Genomic DNA, 17,098 nt, shown 5'->3' with positions numbered 1-17,098 from the left:
GTCAGCGGGCACGGTCATGGATCGCCGACGCTTCCATTGCTACAGGGCTGATGTGTCGGACCGCGTGCGCTGCCCTCAGTGGTGCAGGTCGATGCTGTCGCAGCCCACATCGGGTCGCTGCGGATTGCAACGCGCCACCGCGTCGCCCTCGAAGCGCACCACGTAGCCGTTATCGGCCGGCTCATTGATCGGGAAGTCGGTACTGAGCAACTGTGCGCCGCTGGCCAACATAGCGTCGCGCCGGGCAGTGTCGTTGTGCTGCGCTTCCTTCAAATCCGCATCGGTGCGCGTACGCACCAGGTAGCCGGCCTTGACCAGCTTGGTGATGTCATCGGCAGGGCCGTCGTTGCGCTCGACGAAGGCCGCATCGTCTTCGCCCGGCACCGCATTGGTGAAACACACCCGGCCGCGCAGCGACGGGTGGCCGGGCAGGTAACTGGCGCCGGCAGCGCGTTGGTCGAGCAGGAACACCACCTTGCCGCGAGCCTGGGCCAACGACGGCCAGCCATGCGCGAGCACGCCCGCGTTTAGCGTCGGCGCGCGGCCGCGTACCTGGTCGGGACTGATGTATTCGCCGGGTTTGAAGACCGAGCGCACTTCGGCATCCAGCGCATCCATCGCCTTTGCATCGAAGGGTTCGGGTTGCACGGTGGGAAACGCCAACTGGATCGGCGCCTGCTTGGTTTCGAGCAAGATGAAGATGGGCACGTGGCCCGGGTGCTGCTTCGACCAGCTGCGGATTTCCTGCAGGCAGGCAATCAAGGGCTGGCAGTTGCTGCGTTGATCCAGATCCTGCACATGCATGACCTTGAAGCCGGGCCTGTCCATCACTCCAGTGGGCGCGCTCGCCGGTGCGGTCGGCAGCCCGGCCTTGGCGATCTGCGCGACGATGGCCGGGTGTGCGTAGCGCCCACCCTGTGCATCGGCGAAGACGTCCAGTTCGAGTTGGCGCACGCCATCGTCAAGTTGCTGCGTCAAGGCGGGATGGCGGTAATCCAGTGCGGCAAACAGGGCTGGGTCCAGTTGCTTCAACAACGCCGCTTCGCTGGGCGCAAAGCCGGCGTGGTAGCTGTTGTGGCTGCCGATGTACTGCAGGTCGGTCAGGCGCGGCGCGGCTTGCGCGACAAGACTGCTCAGCAACAACGCGGCGCAAATGGCGGGGCGCGGCGTCTTTCTTCGCTTTGCACGCAACAACTTCGTTTTGCGATTGATGCCTGACGTGACAGCAGTAAACGCGCGAAAAAGATGCATGCAGCACAGCCGGAAAGCGACGAGGTCGCCATCATCACGGCCCAGTTTGACGCATATCTTTCCGCTGTGTGTCCGTGATGCGTCAGTGCTTGCCGCGATGTGTTCGTGCCGGTGGCAAAGCGCGGCACTGTTTTTTATGAAGCGGCGGTCTGTCGCAAGGCATAGGTCAGCAGCCGGGCCTGCAGGCGATCGCCAAGGCTGTCTGGCGCATCCAGTGCCATGCGTTGCAGGCAGGCGATCTGGTTAGTATCCGACGCGTCGCGCGCGAGCAGTGCGCGGGCCACCGTGGCGATCTTTCCGCCAGTGCTGGCGGTTGCGCCTTTGAGCCAGCCCAATGCGGGCAGCAGGCGCTGTTCGATCTCCGTGAAGTCGCTGCCGAGGGGGTAGTCGGGCAAGCTGCTGTCGCGTCGAAATGGCGCCAGTGCCTGTTCCAGTGCACGTGGTGTGTTGCGCTGCGCGCGTGGCGGCAATTCCGGCGCGGTACGCAGCTTGCGCGACCGTTCCGCCTGGACGAGCAATTCATCCTGGAAGCGGGCATCGCAGATGGCGGCCATTTCCAGCACGCAGTCCTGGTCGGTCTTGTGGCGCAGATCGGCGATGCCGTATTCGGTGATGTAGAGATCGCGTAGATGACGTGGAATGGTGGTGTGGCCGTAGTTCCAGCGCACGTTGCTGGCGGTGTGTGCACCAGCCTCGCGCGTGGCGCGCAGCATCAAGGCACTGCGTGCGTGGGGCAGCGCATGCGCCATCGCCACGAAGTTGTACTGCCCACCAACCCCGGACACGATGCGGCCATCTTCCAACCCGTCGGAGACTGCCGCACCCAGCGCGGTCGCCATCATGCAGGAGTTGAAGAAGCGTGCGTCCTTGCGTTTGAGCCGGCTTAATGTCTCGTTGCCGCCGTAGAGCTGGTTGATCTCGCTGATGCGGCGCATGCCGATCGCCGCACGTGTCGGCGCATCCAGATCGCGCAACCATTGATAGAACGCAGGCGAACCGAGATAGAACGCGCCATGCAGGAACTCGCCTTCGGCAGCAAGACGTGCGTGGTCGGCGAAGTCGGCGCTTCCATCGGCAATGCGTTGCATCAGTGGCAGATCGTCGTGCACCTTGCGACGGATCACGCCGCTGTCCACCAGTTGCTTGAAGCCTTCGTTGAGCATCTCGCTGCAGCCGTACAAGCCGACGGCGAACGGCTCCAGGCCACCGCTGGCCTGCACGGCCGGGTGCTGTTCCAGTGCAGGATCCAGCGCATGCAGCACGCGGCGGTAGGTCGTGTTGTCGGTATGCCGCAGCACCAATGCATGGCTCAGTGCATCGGCCAGCGTGCCAATGCCAATCTGCAAGGTGCCGCCGTCGCGCACCAGGGCGCTGGCATACAAGCCGATGGCGTAGTCGACGCTGCTCACCGCTTGCCGCGGCAAGCCGAACAGCTGGGGGAACGGGCCTGGCACATCGATGATCAGATCGAAGAACGCCGCATCTACCGCTGCGGTGCCTCCCATCCATGGCAGTTGCGGATCGACTTCTGCCACCAGCATCGGGCGCGGCAGGCCGAGTGCCTCTACCGCATCCAGCGTGTCCTGGGTGATGTCGTTGTTGCACGACAACGACAGCCGCGTGCTGCCCGGTTCGCGCGCCACTTTTTGCACGATCAGGTTGGGCGCGCGCTGCGCCACCGCTGCGGCGGCATGCGTGTAGTTGAGGCTGGTGTAGTCGGCCTGGGCCTGGGTGGAATGCAATAGCCCGCCGGACTGCATGTAGAACTCTTCCACCTGCACATGCGCGGGCAATGCATCGCGCAGCATGGCGTCGACATAGGCAAGGCGAGGGAAATTCTCACCGAAGTGACGCGCAATGAACGGTGCGGCAAAGCGCGCCTGGATTCCGGCACCCGGGCTGGGGGGATTGAGCGAGAGCGCCGTGTAGATTGCCAGTGGTCGCGCCGGCGTGTCCTTGAGTTCTGCGTAGAGCGCGTTCAACAGACGGTGCGGCTTGCCGATGCCCAGCGGCGCGCCCACGCGCAGCGGGCCGTCGATGCGCTGCAGGATGTGCGAAACCGCCGTGCTCAAATCACTGACATAAGTGCTCATGCGCGAAAGCGTAGCCGAAAGTGTTGTCGGGCAGGCACCGACAGCCTTCAGGCCAGGCCCGACACCGCGCAACGAATTGCTATTGCAGAAATTACAACTCGATAACACATGGCTCATGGTCACTTAATCGAGCTGGCCCAGCATGCGCTGCATGATCACTTCCACAACTTCCAGGTTGTATTCCCGCCACGGCTTTGCCAGTGCCAGCCTGGTCAAGGCGGGGCACCCGCAGCGCCAGGAGGTGGAACGCTTTATCGCAGCGGTCTACCTGCGGCGTTACGGCGCGCAGCTACACAGTTTCCTGCCGCAATTGCTGGTTTATCGCGATGCTGATGGCGCGCTGATGGCCGCCGTGGGCATGCGGATCGGCAGTGCTGGCGCGTTATTCGTGGAGCAGTACCTGGACGAACCTGCCGAGTCGGCCCTGGCGGCCCGCATGGCTGCGCCGGTATCACGCTCTGGCTTGGCCGAGGTGGGCAACTTCGCGGCGATCAGCTCCGGCAGCGCACGCGCACTGATTCCGCAGATGACCCATGCGCTGCACAACGCCGGCGTGCGCTGGGTGTTGTTCGCCGCGACCCGTGGCCTACGCAATACCTTCGACCGGCTGCAGCTTCGGCCGCTGGTGCTGGCGCCGGCCCTGCAGTCGCGCCTTCGCGACGATGGCACCGACTGGGGCAGTTACTACGCCACGCACCCGCAGGTGGTATGCGGCGACGTGGCCGCCGGCCATGCCTTCTTGCTGGAGCGACAGGCGCTGCACCTGCAGTCCGCACGCCTGGGCGTCGAACCCACGCCTTACCTGATGGGAGTGAGCGCATGAATGCACGTTTCGCCCAGTTGCTCAGTGAGCCACCTGCGCAGGCACCGCGGGTGTTGAGCGCTACCGGCGCGCTGGACGCGCAGACGCTTGCCGATGCGGTCGCGCGGTTGGCCGCTGGCCTGCAGGCCGCGGGGTTGACGCGGGTGGCGAGCCGGCTCGACAACGGCCCGGACTGGTTGATCCTGGATCTGGCGCTTCGTCTGGTCGATGCCGTGCATGTGCCATTGCCGACGTTCTTCTCCGACGCCCAGGTAGTGCACGCGCTGACCACCAGTGGCGCGCAATGCGTGGTCACCGACGCGGCCGCTGCTGCGCCACCCGGTACCGGCGGCCCGCTCCCGGCGCTGCAGCACGATGGGCTGCGCTTGTGGCGGGTGGCTGCGGCCGTCGAGCGACCGACGTTGCCGGATGCAACGGCCTGCATCACCTATACCTCCGGCACCACCGGCCGCCCCAAGGGCGTGTGCCTGTCCGCTGACAGTTTGCTCACGGTGGCAGCGTCGCTGGTGGATGCCTCCGCTGCCATCGCCCCGCGTCGGCATCTGTGCCTGATGCCGTTGTCCACCTTGCTGGAAAATGTGGCCGGGCTATATGCGACCTTGTTGTCCGGTGCGCAGGTGGCGCTGCCGTCGCTGGCGCAGATCGGGTACACCGGTGCCAGCGGCCTGGATGTGCCGACGCTGCTGCGCTGCCTGCACCAGTATCAACCCGAGAGCGTCATCCTGGTGCCGCAGTTGTTGCTGGCCCTGGTCAGTGCTGCCGAACAAGGCGTGGCACTGCCGGCATCGCTGCGCTATATCGCTGTCGGTGGCGGGCACATCGGCCCCAGTTTGCTTGCGCGTGCCGCCGCATTGGGGCTGCCGGTGTTCGAGGGCTATGGCTTGACCGAATGCGGCTCGGTGGTCTGCCTCAACCGGCCGGGTGCGGTGCGTGCCGGCAGCGTCGGTCAGCCCTTGGCGCATGCGCAGGTGCAGATTGTCGATGGCGAAATTCAGGTCGATGGCGTGCAGGCACTTGGTTATCTGGGTGAGGACGCGCCACCGCCAGGGCCGGTGCGCACCGGCGATCTGGGGCACGTGGACCAGGACGGTTTCGTGCACATCACTGGGCGTCGCAAGCATGTCTTCATCACCGCTTTCGGCCGCAACGTCTCGCCCGAATGGGTGGAAAGCGAACTGCTGCAGCACCCGTTGCTTGCACAGGCAGTGGTGTGGGGCGAGGCGCAGGCCGACAACGTCGCAGTGCTATGGCCGCGCCGGCCCGACAGCGACGACGCAGCGCTCGTCAAAGCACTGGCCGAGGTCAATGCCGGCTTGCCCGACTACGCACGGGTGGCGCGCTTCGTCCGCGCCGATGCACCTTTCAGCGCACGCGAAGGCCTGCTCACGGCCAACGGGCGCCCCCGCCGCGACGCGATCCTCGCGCGCTATCAATCTGCCGTCGATCGCAGCTATCTGTCGCCGGCCACCGTCGTCTCTCAAGGAATTTCTCCATGACGTTTTATGCATCCCTGCTGGCGCAGACCCAGGCCGAACGCGAGCGCATGACCCAGGTGCCGATCATCCAGGCGGCCCTGGCCGGCAACATCGCGCGCGCCGACTACGTTGCGTTTCTCGGCCAGGCCTATCATCACGTGCGGCATACGGTGCCGTTGCTGATGGCCTGCGGTGCACGCCTGCCGGCGCGGCTAGAATGGCTGCGCGAAGCCATCGGCGAGTACATCGAGGAAGAGATGGGGCACCAGGAGTGGATCCTGGATGATCTTGTGGCGTGCGGGCAGGCGCGCGAAGCCACTGTGCTGGCCGGCCCGTCGCTGGCCACCGAGTTGTTGGTCAGCTACGCCTACGACACCATCCAGCGCGGCAACCCGGTCGGCTTCTTCGGCATGGTGCTGGTGTTGGAAGGCACCAGCGTGGCGTTGGCCACGCGTGCGGCCAATAGCATTGCGCAGTCGCTGGAATTGCCACGCAATGCCTTCAGCTATTTGTTGTCGCATGGCGATCTGGATATCGAACATGCCGGCTTCTTCGAGAAACTCATGAACCGGCTCGAGGACCCACTCGACCAGCAGGCGGTGGTGCATGCAGCCAAGCGTTTCTACGTGCTGTACGGCGATCTGTTTCGCACGCTGCGCAGTGACGGCGTGCGCCTGGCGGAGGCGGCGTAATGGATCTCCATGGCAAGTGCGTCATCGTGACCGGCGCCACTGGCGGCATCGGCAGCGTACTTTGCGCCGGCCTGGTGGAGGCGGGGTCAACCGTCGTCGCGGTGGGGCGAACAGAGCAGACCTTGCAGCGGCTGGCTGCCGCGCATGCGCCTGGGCGCGTCGTGCCGGTGGTCGCGGACCTGGCCAGCGACTCGGGCCGTGCCGTGTTGCTGGCACGCACGCATGAGATGCGCCCGGCACCGTCGGTGCTGGTGCTTGCGCATGCGCAAAGCCATTTCGGATTGCTGCAGGATCAAGACCCGGCGGACTTGGCGGCCGTCGTGCATCTGAATCTCACCGTGCCGATGCTGCTGGTGCAGGCGTTGCTGCCGGCCTTCGCGCGTCAGCCGGAGGCAGCGATGGTGGCGGTGGGCTCCACCTTCGGCAGCATTGGATTTGCCGGTTTTGCCGGCTACAGCGCCAGCAAGTTCGGTCTGCGCGGTCTGTTCGAGGCACTGGCGCGCGAGCATGCCGGGACCAGCGTGCGTTTTCAGTATCTATCGCCGCGTGCCACGGCCACGACGTTCAATCCGGCGGCGGTGGATGCGCTCAATGCAGAGTTGGGGACGGCGGTGGATCGTGCCGAGGACGTGGCCGCAGCGCTCTTGCAATCGATCGTGCGCGGCGATGCACGGCGTCAGTTGGGATGGCCGGAAAAGCTGTTCGCCCGGCTCAACGGGCTGCTGCCCGAACTGGTGGATCGCGCCTTGTACAAACAGCTTCACCTCATCCGTCGCCATGCGCGGCCCAGCGGCACTGCCGCCAACCAGGAGTTTTCGCATGAACCGCAGTTGCCGTAAGTCGCGCATCGTCACTGCGCTGGGCTTGTGCGTGATCGCCGGTGCCGGCTGGGCGGCAGGCCTGTCGCCACAGGTGGCGCAGCTGCAGGACCGCTGGGCAGTGATCACCTATCAACTGCCAAAACCGCAGCGGGTTGCCGCGTTGGAGGCGCTGGCACAGCAAGCCGATCAGGTGCGCCATGCCCTGCCAGAGGATGCAGATGCATTGATCTGGGACGGCATCGTGCGCTCCAGTCTTGCGGGAGAAAAAGGCGGCCTGGGTGCCCTGGCGCAGGTCAAGCTCGCGCGCACGGATTTCGAACAGGCCATCAAGCGCGCACCGCGTGCGCTCGACGGCGCGGCCTACACCAGTCTGGGCGCGTTGTATTACCAGGTGCCTGGTTGGCCGATCGGCTTCGGTGACGATGCCAAGGCACGCACCTTGCTCTATCAGGGCTTGGCGATCGACCCTGACGGACTGGACAGCAACTACTTCGTCGGCGACTTCCTGCGCGACCAAAAGGACTGGGCTGGCGCGGAGAAGGCCTTCGAGAAGGCCGCGGCCGCAGCGCCGCGCCCTGGCCGGCAAGTTGCCGACGCCGGCCGCCGCAAAGAACTGGCCGCCAAGCTGGCAGATGTGCGGGCGCAGCTTGCCAAGCACTGAGCGGGCTTCCAGACTGCACTGCATGCGCATTCTGCTGGTTGAAGACGATCTTTCACTGGGCGAGGGCATTCGCACCGCGCTGCGGCGTGCCGCCTATGCAGTGGACTGGGTGCATGACGGCGTCAGTGCGTTGATGGCCTTGCAGGAAGAGACCATGGATCTGGTCATCCTGGATTTGGGCTTGCCGCGCATGGATGGCATCGAGGTCATTCGCACCGCACGCGCACGTGCGGTGGACACGCCGATCCTGGTGCTCAGCGCACGCGAGCGTGCAGCCGACCGCGCGTTGGGCCTGGATGTCGGTGCAGACGATTATCTGGGCAAGCCCTTCGACACCAATGAACTGCTGGCGCGCACGCGTGCCTTGCTGCGCCGCTCGGCCGGGCGCGCGCAGCCGGCAGTGCAGGCCGGCGCATTGCGGCTGGATCCGGCCGGCATGTCGGTGCGCTGGCACGGCCGCGATCTGGACCTGACCCGTCGCGAGTTCGCACTGTTGTGGCTGTTGATGGAGCAGCGTGGCCGGCCCATCGGTCGCGAACGCATCCAGCAGCATCTCTATGGCTGGGACGAAGACGTCGCCAGCAATGCGGTGGACGTGCATGTGCACCAGCTGCGTCGCAAGCTGTCGGCAGCCGTGATCCGCACCGTTCGCGGTATTGGCTACGCGCTGGACGAGCAGGCCGCCGAGGCGGCCGCGGCCCCGCCGCAGGCACCGCAATGAATTCGATTCGGCGTGTGTTGTTGCTGGCCTTGCTGGGCGTGTTGTCGTTGCTGATGCTGGCCGCGGCCGGTTTTAGCTACCGCGCAGGCCTGCAGGAAGCCGGTGAGATGTTCGATGCACGGCTCGTGCAGTCCGCGCGCGTGCTGCTGTCGTTGGTGGATCAACCCCTGGACGATCTGCGAGCAGGCGAGCCGATCGTGATCCGCGGATGGCATGGGCAGGCGCAAGGCGTGGGCGAAGCGTTGGCGTTCAACGACGGCCATGCCTACGAAACCAAACTGGCATTCCAGGTGCGTAATGCGGCCGGCGCGCTGCTCTTGCGATCGGACAGCGCACCGGCGCAACCACTGGCACCGCTACGTGCCGGCTATGCAGACGTGCAACTTGCCGATGGCCAATGGCGCACATTTACCTTGCGCTCGCCGGGCGGGCGCTGGTTCCAATCGGCCGAACGCGCCGATATTCGTCAAGAGCTTGCCGAAGATATCGCGCTGGGAACCTTGTTGCCGTTGCTGATGGCGTTGCCATTGATGGGGCTGTTGATCTGGGCGGTGGTGAACTGGGCCACACGTTCGCTGGTGCGCGTCTCCGACGAGATCGGCGAGCGTGACCCAAAGCGTCTGCAACCGCTGCAGCCGCAGCACATGCCGCGCGAAGTACACGGCCTGGTGCGTGCGGTCAACGGTTTGATGGACCGCGTGCAGGAGGGACTGGAACGCGAACGTCGCTTCATCACCGATGCCGCACACGAGCTGCGCACGCCGATTGCGGCATTGAAGGTGCATGCGGCCAATCTGCGCCTGGCCGCCAATGCGCGGGAACGCGACGAATCGCAACAGCAGCTGGATGCCAACGTGCTGCGCATCGAACGCATGGTGGCGCAATTGCTGGCCTTGAGCCGGGTCGAAGCGGTGGCTGCCTTGCCCCGCCGCAGCGTGAAACTCGACACCCTGGTGCGCAGTGAATCCGAAGACGTGCTGGCGATTGCAGCGCAGCGACAGCAGACCCTGGAACTGGCACTGCAACCGGTGCAGGTCATCGCCGACGAAACCGCGTTGTCGTTGCTGCTGCGCAACCTGCTGGAGAATGCCGTGCGCTACACACCGCCCGGTGGACGCATTCTGGTCAGCACGCACAGCGCGCCGTCGCCAACGCTGGTGGTGGAAGATTCCGGTCCCGGCATCCCCGAAGCGGCGCGCGCGCGGGTGTTTCATCGCTTCCATCGGGAACTGGGCACCGGTGTGGAGGGCAGCGGGCTAGGCTTGTCGATCGTGCACGACATCGCCGTGGCACATGCAGCACGCGTGCAGTTGGACCAGGCGCCCGCGCTGGGCGGTTTGCGCGTCAGCGTGCAATTTGCCGGCGACGCGGCCAGTTGACCAACGATCCGTAGGGCAGGTGCGGTAACGCACCGACGAACGGTGCTTGACATCGGATTCAATTACGCGCGTAATCGGTAAAAATTACGGATGTAATCGTATGTCCATCAGCGATGCCGAAGCAGTGGTGATGCAGGTGCTCTGGGATGGCGCACCGCGCACGGCAGAAGAGGTGATCGCCGCGCTGTCGCACACCGGCTGGGCCGAGCCGACCATCAAGACCTTGCTCAATCGGCTGCTCACCAAAGGTGCCGTCGCGGCGGAAAAGCACGGTCGCAAATATCACTACGCGCCGCTGCTGACACGCGCGCACTGGGTGCAGCAGCAGAGCGAAGGGTTGCTGCAGCGACTGTTCGGCGGGCGAGTGGCGCCGCTGGTCGCGCACTTCAGCGAGCGCGGGCAACTCAGCGCGTCGGACATCGCGGAATTGAAGCGTCTGCTCAAGGAGTTGGACGATGCACCTTGACCTGCAATTGCTCTTGCACGTCACCCTGTACAGCAGCGCCGCGTTGCTGGCATGTCTGGTGCTACGTCGTGCACTGCGTGCATGGCTGGGCGCAACAGCGGCGTATGCGATCTGGGCCGCCGTGCCGCTTGCCGTATTGGCAGCTGTGATGCCGGGGCCGCCGATAACGAGCGCATTGCCGACGATGCCGGCGTTGGTCGCGATGCCGCTCAACCTGCAAGCTAGCGAATCCGTATGGGCGGCGGGGCTGCTGACTGCGTGGTTGGCTGGTGCAGCTGCGATGGCTGTAGCGCTCTGCTGGCGGCAACGGCGCTTCGTGCGCAGCATGGGCGCATTGCATGCGGTCGGCGCTGGAGTGTGGACTGCGATGCATGACGTGGGCTTACCAGTGTCGCTGGGCATCTGGCGCCCACGCATCGTGCTGCCGATGGATTTCGATACGCGCTACAGCGCCGCCGAACGCACCTTGATCCTGACGCACGAGCGCCTGCATCTGCGGCGCGGCGATCTGCATGCCAACCTGCTGGCCGCACTGTTGCTGTGCATCGGCTGGTGGAATCCATTGATGCATCTGGCATGGCGCGCGTTCCGGCTGGATCAGGAACTGGCCTGCGACGCGGAGGTGCTGATGCGTTACCCGGGCAAGCGCCGCAGTTACGCTACCGCGATGCTCAAGACCCACGCTGGTGCCGGCTGGACGCCAGTGGCCTGCCGTTGGAATGCGCCGCACGCGCTCACCCAACGCGTGGCTGCCTTGCTGAAGCCTGCCGTAGAGGCGCCCCGTGCGCGATGGAACCTGCGCATGGTAGTGGCATTGGCGGTGATGGTCAGTGGCTTCTGCTGGGCGTTCCAACCTGCACAAATGCAGGGTATGCGCGTGCCCGGCAACGCGCTGGATTTCCGCACCATGCAGCCGCCCAGGTATCCGCCTGACGCGGTCGCTGCAGGCCTGGCGGGATTTGTCGAACTGCAGATCGCAGTGAGCGCGACTGGAGCGCCCGAGCACATCGCCATCGTGCGCAGCACGCCCACGGGTGTGTTCGATCAGACCGTGCTCGACGCAGCACGCCACTGGCGCTTCACACCTGCGCTGGAGGATGGCAAGGCAGTGGCGTCCGAGGTGCGCGTGCCGGTGAAGTTCGAACTGGATCCGCCAGAGACGGTATCGGCGGTTGCGGATATCCATTCCGGTCCCGAAACCACCGCAAGCCCACACGCTGCCGACCAGTCCGAACGTATTGCCAGCTGTGCACCAGCGGGATGCGCCTTACGCGGTGCGTTGCAATGAACCGCTGCCTGATCGGCAGCCTCGCCCTGATGCTGGCCCTGAGTAGTTGCGCCACGCGTCAACTCGCGGAGCAGCAGCGCAGCCAGCGCGAGGATTCGGTGGATCAACGCATGCTGCCCTCACAGCCGGACGGCGCCGGCGCTGCGGGTGTCCAACCCTACACGCGGGCGCCAACGCAACGCTTCCGCATGCCACGCGCGGTGCGCAGCGATGCCCCGATGCTGCCCGCCGATTCGCCGCGCCAGAGCCTGGCGCCCACCACGGTTTGCGCACATCTCATTCTGAGCGCAGAGGGTTCGGTGCAACGCGTGGATCCGATGTCCGACCGCGACGAATGCGCCGCCGGGTTGCTGCCGGACAACGCCGACCTCATGCAAGCAGTGCGCACGACCGCGCTGCGATGGCAGTTTGTTCCGGCAGCGATGTGCACCTACCCCTCAGGGGTTGCGCAACCGGCAGCGCAAGACGACTGCACTGATGCGACGCAGATCGAGCCGGTGCCGGTGACATTGTCGTTCGCGTTCACCTTCGAGATGCGACAGGGCAAGGTGAGCGTGCGGACCGGGAAGGTGGTGCGATAGCTGCTGCAGCCGTGGCGCAGTGTGTCCAGTCACCAGCAACACTGCGTCCTCTCACGACATGTCACACCCAAGCGCTATTTAGCCCACACCGCCTTCAATCCAGCACATGCACGCTGTCGGCAATGCGCTGGACTTCATCGGGGTTATGGCTGACGTAGAGCATCGGCAGGCGAATCTCGTCGCGCACGCGTTGCAGATAAGGAATCAATTCTTCGCGGCGCGCCTGATCCAGGGCCGACAGGGGTTCGTCGAACAGCAGGATCGCCGGTTGCGCCAACAACGCGCGGCCAATCGCCACGCGTTGCGCTTCGCCGCCAGAGAGGTTGCGCGGCCGGCGTTGCAACAGCGGGGCAATGCCGAGCAGGGCCACCACATCTTCGAAACCGAACGGCGCCGTGCCGCGCGCATGCCGGCCGTAGCGCAGGTTGCGCCGCACATCCAGATGCGGGAACAGCCGCGCATCCTGGAACACGTAACCGATCCGGCGCTGGTGCGTCGGCAGGTCGATGCCTTGCCCGGCGTCGTACAGGCAGCGCCCATCGATGTGGATATGCCCGGCCTGCGGGCGCACCAGGCCGGCAATTGCGTTGAGCACCGTGGTCTTGCCCGCGCCGGAGGGCCCCACCAGCGCCACCACACGCGCATCGTCATGGATGCGGATGCGGCGTTCGAAGGTGCCGCGCTGCAGCTGCAGGTCGATATCCAGCATCACGTGTCCTCGCGCGGATGCGGCCGACGCACCAGCCATTCGGACAGCAACAGCGCCGCCAGCGAAATCGCCAGCGCCACGCCCGCCAGCCGCCAGATGCCCGATTCCATCCCCGGGACCTGCATCAGCCCGTAGATGGCCGACGACAAGGTCTGCGTTTCGCCAGGGACATTCGACACGAAGGTGATGGTGGCACCGAACTCGCCAAGCGCCTTGGCGAACGCGAGCACCATGCCGGCGACCAGGCCCGGCCAGGCCAGCGGCAAGGTGATGCTGAAAAACACCCGCCACGGCCCGGCACCGAGCGTGGCGGCCGCCGCTTCCAGGCGACGATCGGTGGCTTCGATGGACAGACGAATCGCGCGCACCATCAGCGGAAATCCCATGACCGCGCACGCCAGTGCCGCGCCGGTCCAGCGGAAGGCGAACTGGATACCGAGGTGTTCCAGCAACCAGCTGCCCACCGGCCCCTGCGTGCCCAGCACCACCAGCAGCGCATAGCCGGTGACCACCGGCGGCATCACCAAGGGCAGATGCAGCAACGCGTCCAGCAGGGCCTTGCCGGGGAAGCGGCGGCGCGCCAGCAGCCAGCCGCAGGCGATGCCCGGCGGCAGGCTGGCGAGCGCTGCCACGATCGCGACCTTGAGACTCAAGCCGATCGCGGTCAGCTCTTCCGGGGTAAACATCGACAAACGGTGTGCCTCAATCCTTCAACGAAAAACCACGGCGCGCGAAGATCGCCTTGGCCGGCTTGCTTCCCAGCCAGGTGACGAACGCTGCGGCGGCGGGATTGCGGCTGTTCTTCAATGCAGCCACCGGATACACGATGGCCTCATGGCTGTCGTCGGGAAAGGTGGCGACCACGCGCACCTTGGCATCGGCGCGCGCATCCGAGCCATACACGATGCCCAGCGGCGCCTCGCCACGCGAGACCAGCATCAATGCCGCGCGCACGCTCTCCGATTCGGCAAGCCGGTTGCTGACGCTGTCCCATTGGCCGAGCGTGCGCAGCGCAGCGGCGGCGTATTTGCCGGCCGGCACGCTGGCGGTCTGGCCCACGGCCAGGCGCCCGCCCTGCCCAAGCGCCTTGGCAATGGCGCCGGGCGCACGCAGGTCAACGCGCAGCCTGCTGCTCGCCGGCGCGACCAACACCAGCGTGTTGCCGAGCAGGTTGTGCCGCTGCGCCGGCAGCACCAGCCCACGCTGCTGCAGATAGTCCATCCATTCCAGGTCGGCCGAAAAGAACACGTCCGCCGGTGCGCCCTGTTCGATCTGGCGTGCCAGCGCAGAACTGGCTGCATACGAGACCCGTACCGGCGTGCCGGTCGCTTTTTCGTACGCGGCAGCGGCTTCGTCCATCGATTCTTTCAGGCTGGCGGCCGCAAACACCGTCACCGGGGCGGTCTGCGCACTTGCCAGCATAGGCAACGCCAGCATCAGCACGCACAACGCGCGCTGCCAGAAACCGATCATGCGCATCGAATGCTCCTCACCAGGACAGGGCCCCGATCATAGCGGCTACGCGATGCGCACCGCGTGGCGAGCCTGCGCGCGCTACAGGACCACTCCGGCGCAACGCCCGGCCTGAAGATTGGTTTGCAGGGCCGGGCGGATCAGCTTGGGCTCGGGCAAGGTGGCATCGCGCGCCTGCCGCTGCGCCACGAAGGTCTCCACGTCCACGCCGTCGCGCACGTGGATGTTGCTGCGCCGCTGCGCGCCGATACTGGTCTGATGCGCCACCGCGCGCCCGCCAGGGCCGTAGTCGTGGCAGACGAACACGCGGGTGCTTTCCGGCAGCGCATACAGGCGCTGGATCGACGCAAACAGCTGGCGTGCATCGCCGCCGGGGAAGTCGCAACGTGCCGTACCCGCATCCGGCATGAACAACGAATCGCCAGGAAACAGTGCATCGCCGATCAGATACGCAATGCTGTCGCTGGTGTGGCCGGGCACCGCGATGACGCGTGCTTCGACACCGCCTAGCTTGAAGCGCTCGTCGTCGGCAAACAGATGATCGAATTGCGAGCCATCGGCGCGGAAGTCGTCCGGCAACGCGTACTGCGGGGCAAGGGTGCGTTGCACCTGGCAAATACCCTCGCCGATACCGATGCGCGCCTGCGGCCAATGCTGCTTCAGCCACTGCGCCGCAGACAGGTGATCGGCATGCGCATGGGTTTCCAGCAGCCACTGCAACTGCCATCCGTGTTGCTCGATAGCCGCAAGGATGGCCTGCGCCGCCTGGCTGCCGACGACGCCGCTCTCGGCCGCGTAGTCCAGCGCCGGGTCGATCACGGCCGCCGCACCGTTGGCCGCATCGGCGACCAGGTAGGTGAAGGTGTTGCTGTCGGCATGAAAGAAGGCAAGCACCTGGGGCTGCATCTGCGTCTCCACGTCAGGGGTTGGCCAGTGCCGCGTTGAGGATGGCGGCGAGCCGGTCACCTGCGATGCGCAGCTGGGTTTCGGCGATCGGGCGATAGGTGGCGATGTAGGTGGCGGGCAGCACGTGTGCGCTCGGGTAAACGCCGGGCGTGATGGCGATCTTGCACGACGCCTGCGCCCATGCCGCAGCCGGCGGCGGCAGGGCCGCAGACACCGCAGTGGCGGCCGGCAATGCCAGCAAGCGTTGCAGGTACGCATCGTCGCCCAGGTGGCGGTCGTTGAGCATGCCGCTGTCCCACAGCGCATGCAGGTTGCTGCCCTTGCCATCGATCTGCAGCTGGAAGTCGTTTCCGCCCTTATCGTGCGCATAGCCGGCGTGCATCGGCTGATGGATGTCGCCGACGAAATGCACCACGAACTTCAAGGCCTGGCGGCGGACGTCCAACGGCTGGCTGCGATCTGCGAGCAGAGCGGCTTGCTGGTCGAGCGCGGCGATCACGCAGTTGCCGTCCGGGCAGTCGCGCGGTGGCACGTACGTGCAGTCGTGTTCGCCCAGGTTGACGTAGTGCCATGGCCCGGAGCGCTTGCCAAGGTCCGGGTCGTGCTCGCGCAACTCATCGGCCCAGGTGGCCACGCCGTGCAGGGTCGGGTCCGGCTCGCCGGCCAGCAATTGCGCCACCTGCGTGCGTGCCTGCGGGCTCAGTTCGGTTTCGGCGATACGCGCCACCAGACGGTGGCCTTGCGGGCCCCAGGCCAGGGCGGTGCTGGGGTGGATCGCGGCGGCCATTGCCGCGGCAACTACGAATGCAGAGAGGGAAAGTGTCTTCATCCGGCGATTGTACGCATCGCTCCGGGACGGTTTGATGGCCATCCGGCAGTTGCGACAGCCACGCCTCAGCATGGCGCCAATGCGTGCCTGGAGCACGCCCGGATGGTGCAGGCAGTCGTCGGGCGGGTTTGCACGCAACGCGGCAACTGCAGCATTCGCATGGGGCATGCCGCACCGGTGCCGGCCGCGCCCATTTGGCGATGAACGCAGTCGTGTTGCCAGATGCTCTTATTGCCAGACGCTCTTAGTAATACACCAGGTACGACACGCCGAAGGTCAACGGATCGATCCGTGCCTTGCCCAGCCGCGCACCGTTGAGGTCGACATTGCTGCGCGAATCGGTCCAGCGCGCATCCACGCGCAGGCCGCTGCGGTCGTTGAAGATGAAGTCGACACCGACATGCGCAGTGGCGCCGACCGAATCGTCGAAACGCAGATCGCCGCCAGCCACCGTCGGCTCGGTGTCTTCGCCCAGGAACGCGGTGTAGTTGATGCCGACGCCCACGAACGGCGACACCGTGCCGTAGCCATTGATGTGGTACTGCAGCAGCACGCTCGGTGGCACCGACCAATAGCTGCCCACCTTGCCGATGCCCTGCAGTTCGAGATCGTGCTTGCCTGCAACTGCGGCGTGCACTTCGATACCCAGGTTGTTGCGCAGGAAATATTCGTAGGTGAACGACAGTGCCGGCGCGCCCTTGATCTCGGCCTGGGTGCCGCCGAAGGTGCCGCTATTGGACTTGGGCGAGACATAGCCCGCACCGTAACCGGTCGTCCAGTGACCGGCCGATTGTGCAAGGGCGGGTGCGGCCGAGGCGGCCAGTGCGATGGCGAGGGCGGTGCGAGTCAGCGTGTTCATGGAATCCCCGGTAGGTCGGACAGACGGGCGACGTGACCGACCTGTCCGCAACTCCGGCGGTGGATGCACGT

18 protein-coding genes are annotated in these 17,098 nt (G+C 65.7%); 10 read left to right on the top strand and 8 right to left on the bottom strand.

Features of this window, described 5'->3' with window-relative positions; translation table 11 throughout:
• Nucleotides 1-75 precede the first annotated feature (75 nt).
• Together ACCQ03_RS16825 and ACCQ03_RS16820 are read right to left on the bottom strand one after the other, a co-directional pair.
• Entirely contained in the window at nt 76-1,251 is a 1,176-nt protein-coding gene (locus ACCQ03_RS16825; protein ID WP_209225837.1) for a phosphatidylinositol-specific phospholipase C1-like protein, read from the bottom strand.
• Between the two features lie 134 nt (nt 1,252-1,385).
• On the bottom strand, nt 1,386-3,344 hold the full coding sequence (locus ACCQ03_RS16820) for an acetyl-CoA hydrolase/transferase C-terminal domain-containing protein (protein WP_150146829.1): 1,959 nt from the start codon (nt 3,342-3,344) through the stop codon (nt 1,386-1,388).
• A gap of 175 nt (nt 3,345-3,519) precedes the next feature.
• Here ACCQ03_RS16820 and ACCQ03_RS16815 point away from each other — a divergent pair, with 175 nt between their 5' ends.
• From ACCQ03_RS16815 to ACCQ03_RS16770, 10 genes are all read left to right on the top strand, one after another.
• On the top strand, nt 3,520-4,167 hold the full coding sequence (locus tag ACCQ03_RS16815; protein ID WP_209225877.1) for a thermostable hemolysin: 648 nt from the start codon (nt 3,520-3,522) through the stop codon (nt 4,165-4,167).
• Complete coding sequence (locus ACCQ03_RS16810) at nt 4,164-5,663, top strand: AMP-binding protein (protein ID WP_057678807.1); 1,500 nt, start codon at nt 4,164-4,166, stop codon at nt 5,661-5,663. Before ACCQ03_RS16815 ends, ACCQ03_RS16810 begins: the two co-directional genes overlap by 4 nt.
• Nucleotides 5,660-6,334, top strand: a complete 675-nt coding sequence (locus tag ACCQ03_RS16805) for an iron-containing redox enzyme family protein (RefSeq protein ID WP_057678806.1) — start codon at nt 5,660-5,662, stop codon at nt 6,332-6,334. The genes ACCQ03_RS16810 and ACCQ03_RS16805 overlap by 4 nt, the downstream gene beginning before the upstream one ends.
• Nucleotides 6,334-7,173: an SDR family oxidoreductase gene (locus ACCQ03_RS16800; protein ID WP_057678805.1), complete on the top strand. Its 840-nt coding sequence runs from the start codon at nt 6,334-6,336 to the stop codon at nt 7,171-7,173. The genes ACCQ03_RS16805 and ACCQ03_RS16800 overlap by 1 nt, the downstream gene beginning before the upstream one ends.
• Entirely contained in the window at nt 7,154-7,816 is a 663-nt protein-coding gene (locus ACCQ03_RS16795) for a tetratricopeptide repeat protein (protein ID WP_057678804.1), read from the top strand. The genes ACCQ03_RS16800 and ACCQ03_RS16795 overlap by 20 nt, the downstream gene beginning before the upstream one ends.
• Before the next feature lie 22 nt (nt 7,817-7,838).
• The gene (locus ACCQ03_RS16790) at nt 7,839-8,537 is read left to right on the top strand and encodes a response regulator transcription factor (protein ID WP_057678803.1); all 699 of its coding nucleotides are present in this window, start codon (nt 7,839-7,841) and stop codon (nt 8,535-8,537) included.
• Nucleotides 8,538-8,554: 17 nt separating this feature from the next.
• Nucleotides 8,555-9,916, top strand: a complete 1,362-nt coding sequence (locus ACCQ03_RS16785; protein ID WP_209225879.1) for an ATP-binding protein — start codon at nt 8,555-8,557, stop codon at nt 9,914-9,916.
• A 100-nt stretch (nt 9,917-10,016) separates the two neighbouring features.
• Nucleotides 10,017-10,382, top strand: a complete 366-nt coding sequence (locus ACCQ03_RS16780) for a BlaI/MecI/CopY family transcriptional regulator (protein ID WP_057678802.1) — start codon at nt 10,017-10,019, stop codon at nt 10,380-10,382.
• Complete coding sequence (locus ACCQ03_RS16775; protein WP_057678801.1) at nt 10,372-11,670, top strand: TonB family protein; 1,299 nt, start codon at nt 10,372-10,374, stop codon at nt 11,668-11,670. Before ACCQ03_RS16780 ends, ACCQ03_RS16775 begins: the two co-directional genes overlap by 11 nt.
• Complete coding sequence (locus ACCQ03_RS16770; protein WP_057678800.1) at nt 11,667-12,251, top strand: hypothetical protein; 585 nt, start codon at nt 11,667-11,669, stop codon at nt 12,249-12,251. The genes ACCQ03_RS16775 and ACCQ03_RS16770 overlap by 4 nt, the downstream gene beginning before the upstream one ends.
• Nucleotides 12,252-12,345: 94 nt before the next feature.
• Here the strand turns inward: ACCQ03_RS16770 and modC are convergent, their stop codons facing one another.
• From modC to ACCQ03_RS16740, 6 genes are all read right to left on the bottom strand, one after another.
• Nucleotides 12,346-12,960 carry a molybdenum ABC transporter ATP-binding protein gene (gene modC / locus ACCQ03_RS16765; RefSeq protein ID WP_057678799.1) on the bottom strand — a complete coding sequence of 205 codons (615 nt, stop codon included), beginning with the start codon at nt 12,958-12,960 and terminating at the stop codon, nt 12,346-12,348.
• Complete coding sequence (gene modB / locus ACCQ03_RS16760) at nt 12,960-13,646, bottom strand: molybdate ABC transporter permease subunit (protein WP_209225882.1); 687 nt, start codon at nt 13,644-13,646, stop codon at nt 12,960-12,962. Before modB ends, modC begins: the two co-directional genes overlap by 1 nt.
• Before the next feature lie 16 nt (nt 13,647-13,662).
• The gene (gene modA / locus ACCQ03_RS16755) at nt 13,663-14,439 is read right to left on the bottom strand and encodes a molybdate ABC transporter substrate-binding protein (RefSeq protein ID WP_057678798.1); all 777 of its coding nucleotides are present in this window, start codon (nt 14,437-14,439) and stop codon (nt 13,663-13,665) included.
• 75 nt (nt 14,440-14,514) lie between these two features.
• The gene (locus ACCQ03_RS16750) at nt 14,515-15,339 is read right to left on the bottom strand and encodes an MBL fold metallo-hydrolase (protein ID WP_209225839.1); all 825 of its coding nucleotides are present in this window, start codon (nt 15,337-15,339) and stop codon (nt 14,515-14,517) included.
• 13 nt (nt 15,340-15,352) lie between these two features.
• Entirely contained in the window at nt 15,353-16,126 is a 774-nt protein-coding gene (locus ACCQ03_RS16745; RefSeq protein WP_335338819.1) for a S1/P1 nuclease, read from the bottom strand.
• Between the two features lie 286 nt (nt 16,127-16,412).
• Nucleotides 16,413-17,027 carry an OmpW/AlkL family protein gene (locus tag ACCQ03_RS16740; RefSeq protein ID WP_039571106.1) on the bottom strand — a complete coding sequence of 205 codons (615 nt, stop codon included), beginning with the start codon at nt 17,025-17,027 and terminating at the stop codon, nt 16,413-16,415.
• Nucleotides 17,028-17,098: the final 71 nt, after the last annotated feature.

It is taken from the genome of Xanthomonas sp. NCPPB 3569 (assembly GCF_041475645.2).
Lineage (GTDB): Bacteria > Pseudomonadota > Gammaproteobacteria > Xanthomonadales > Xanthomonadaceae > Xanthomonas > Xanthomonas phaseoli.
The sequence above is the reverse complement of the archived record's forward strand: the minus strand, read 5'-3'. Positions and strand labels throughout refer to the sequence as shown.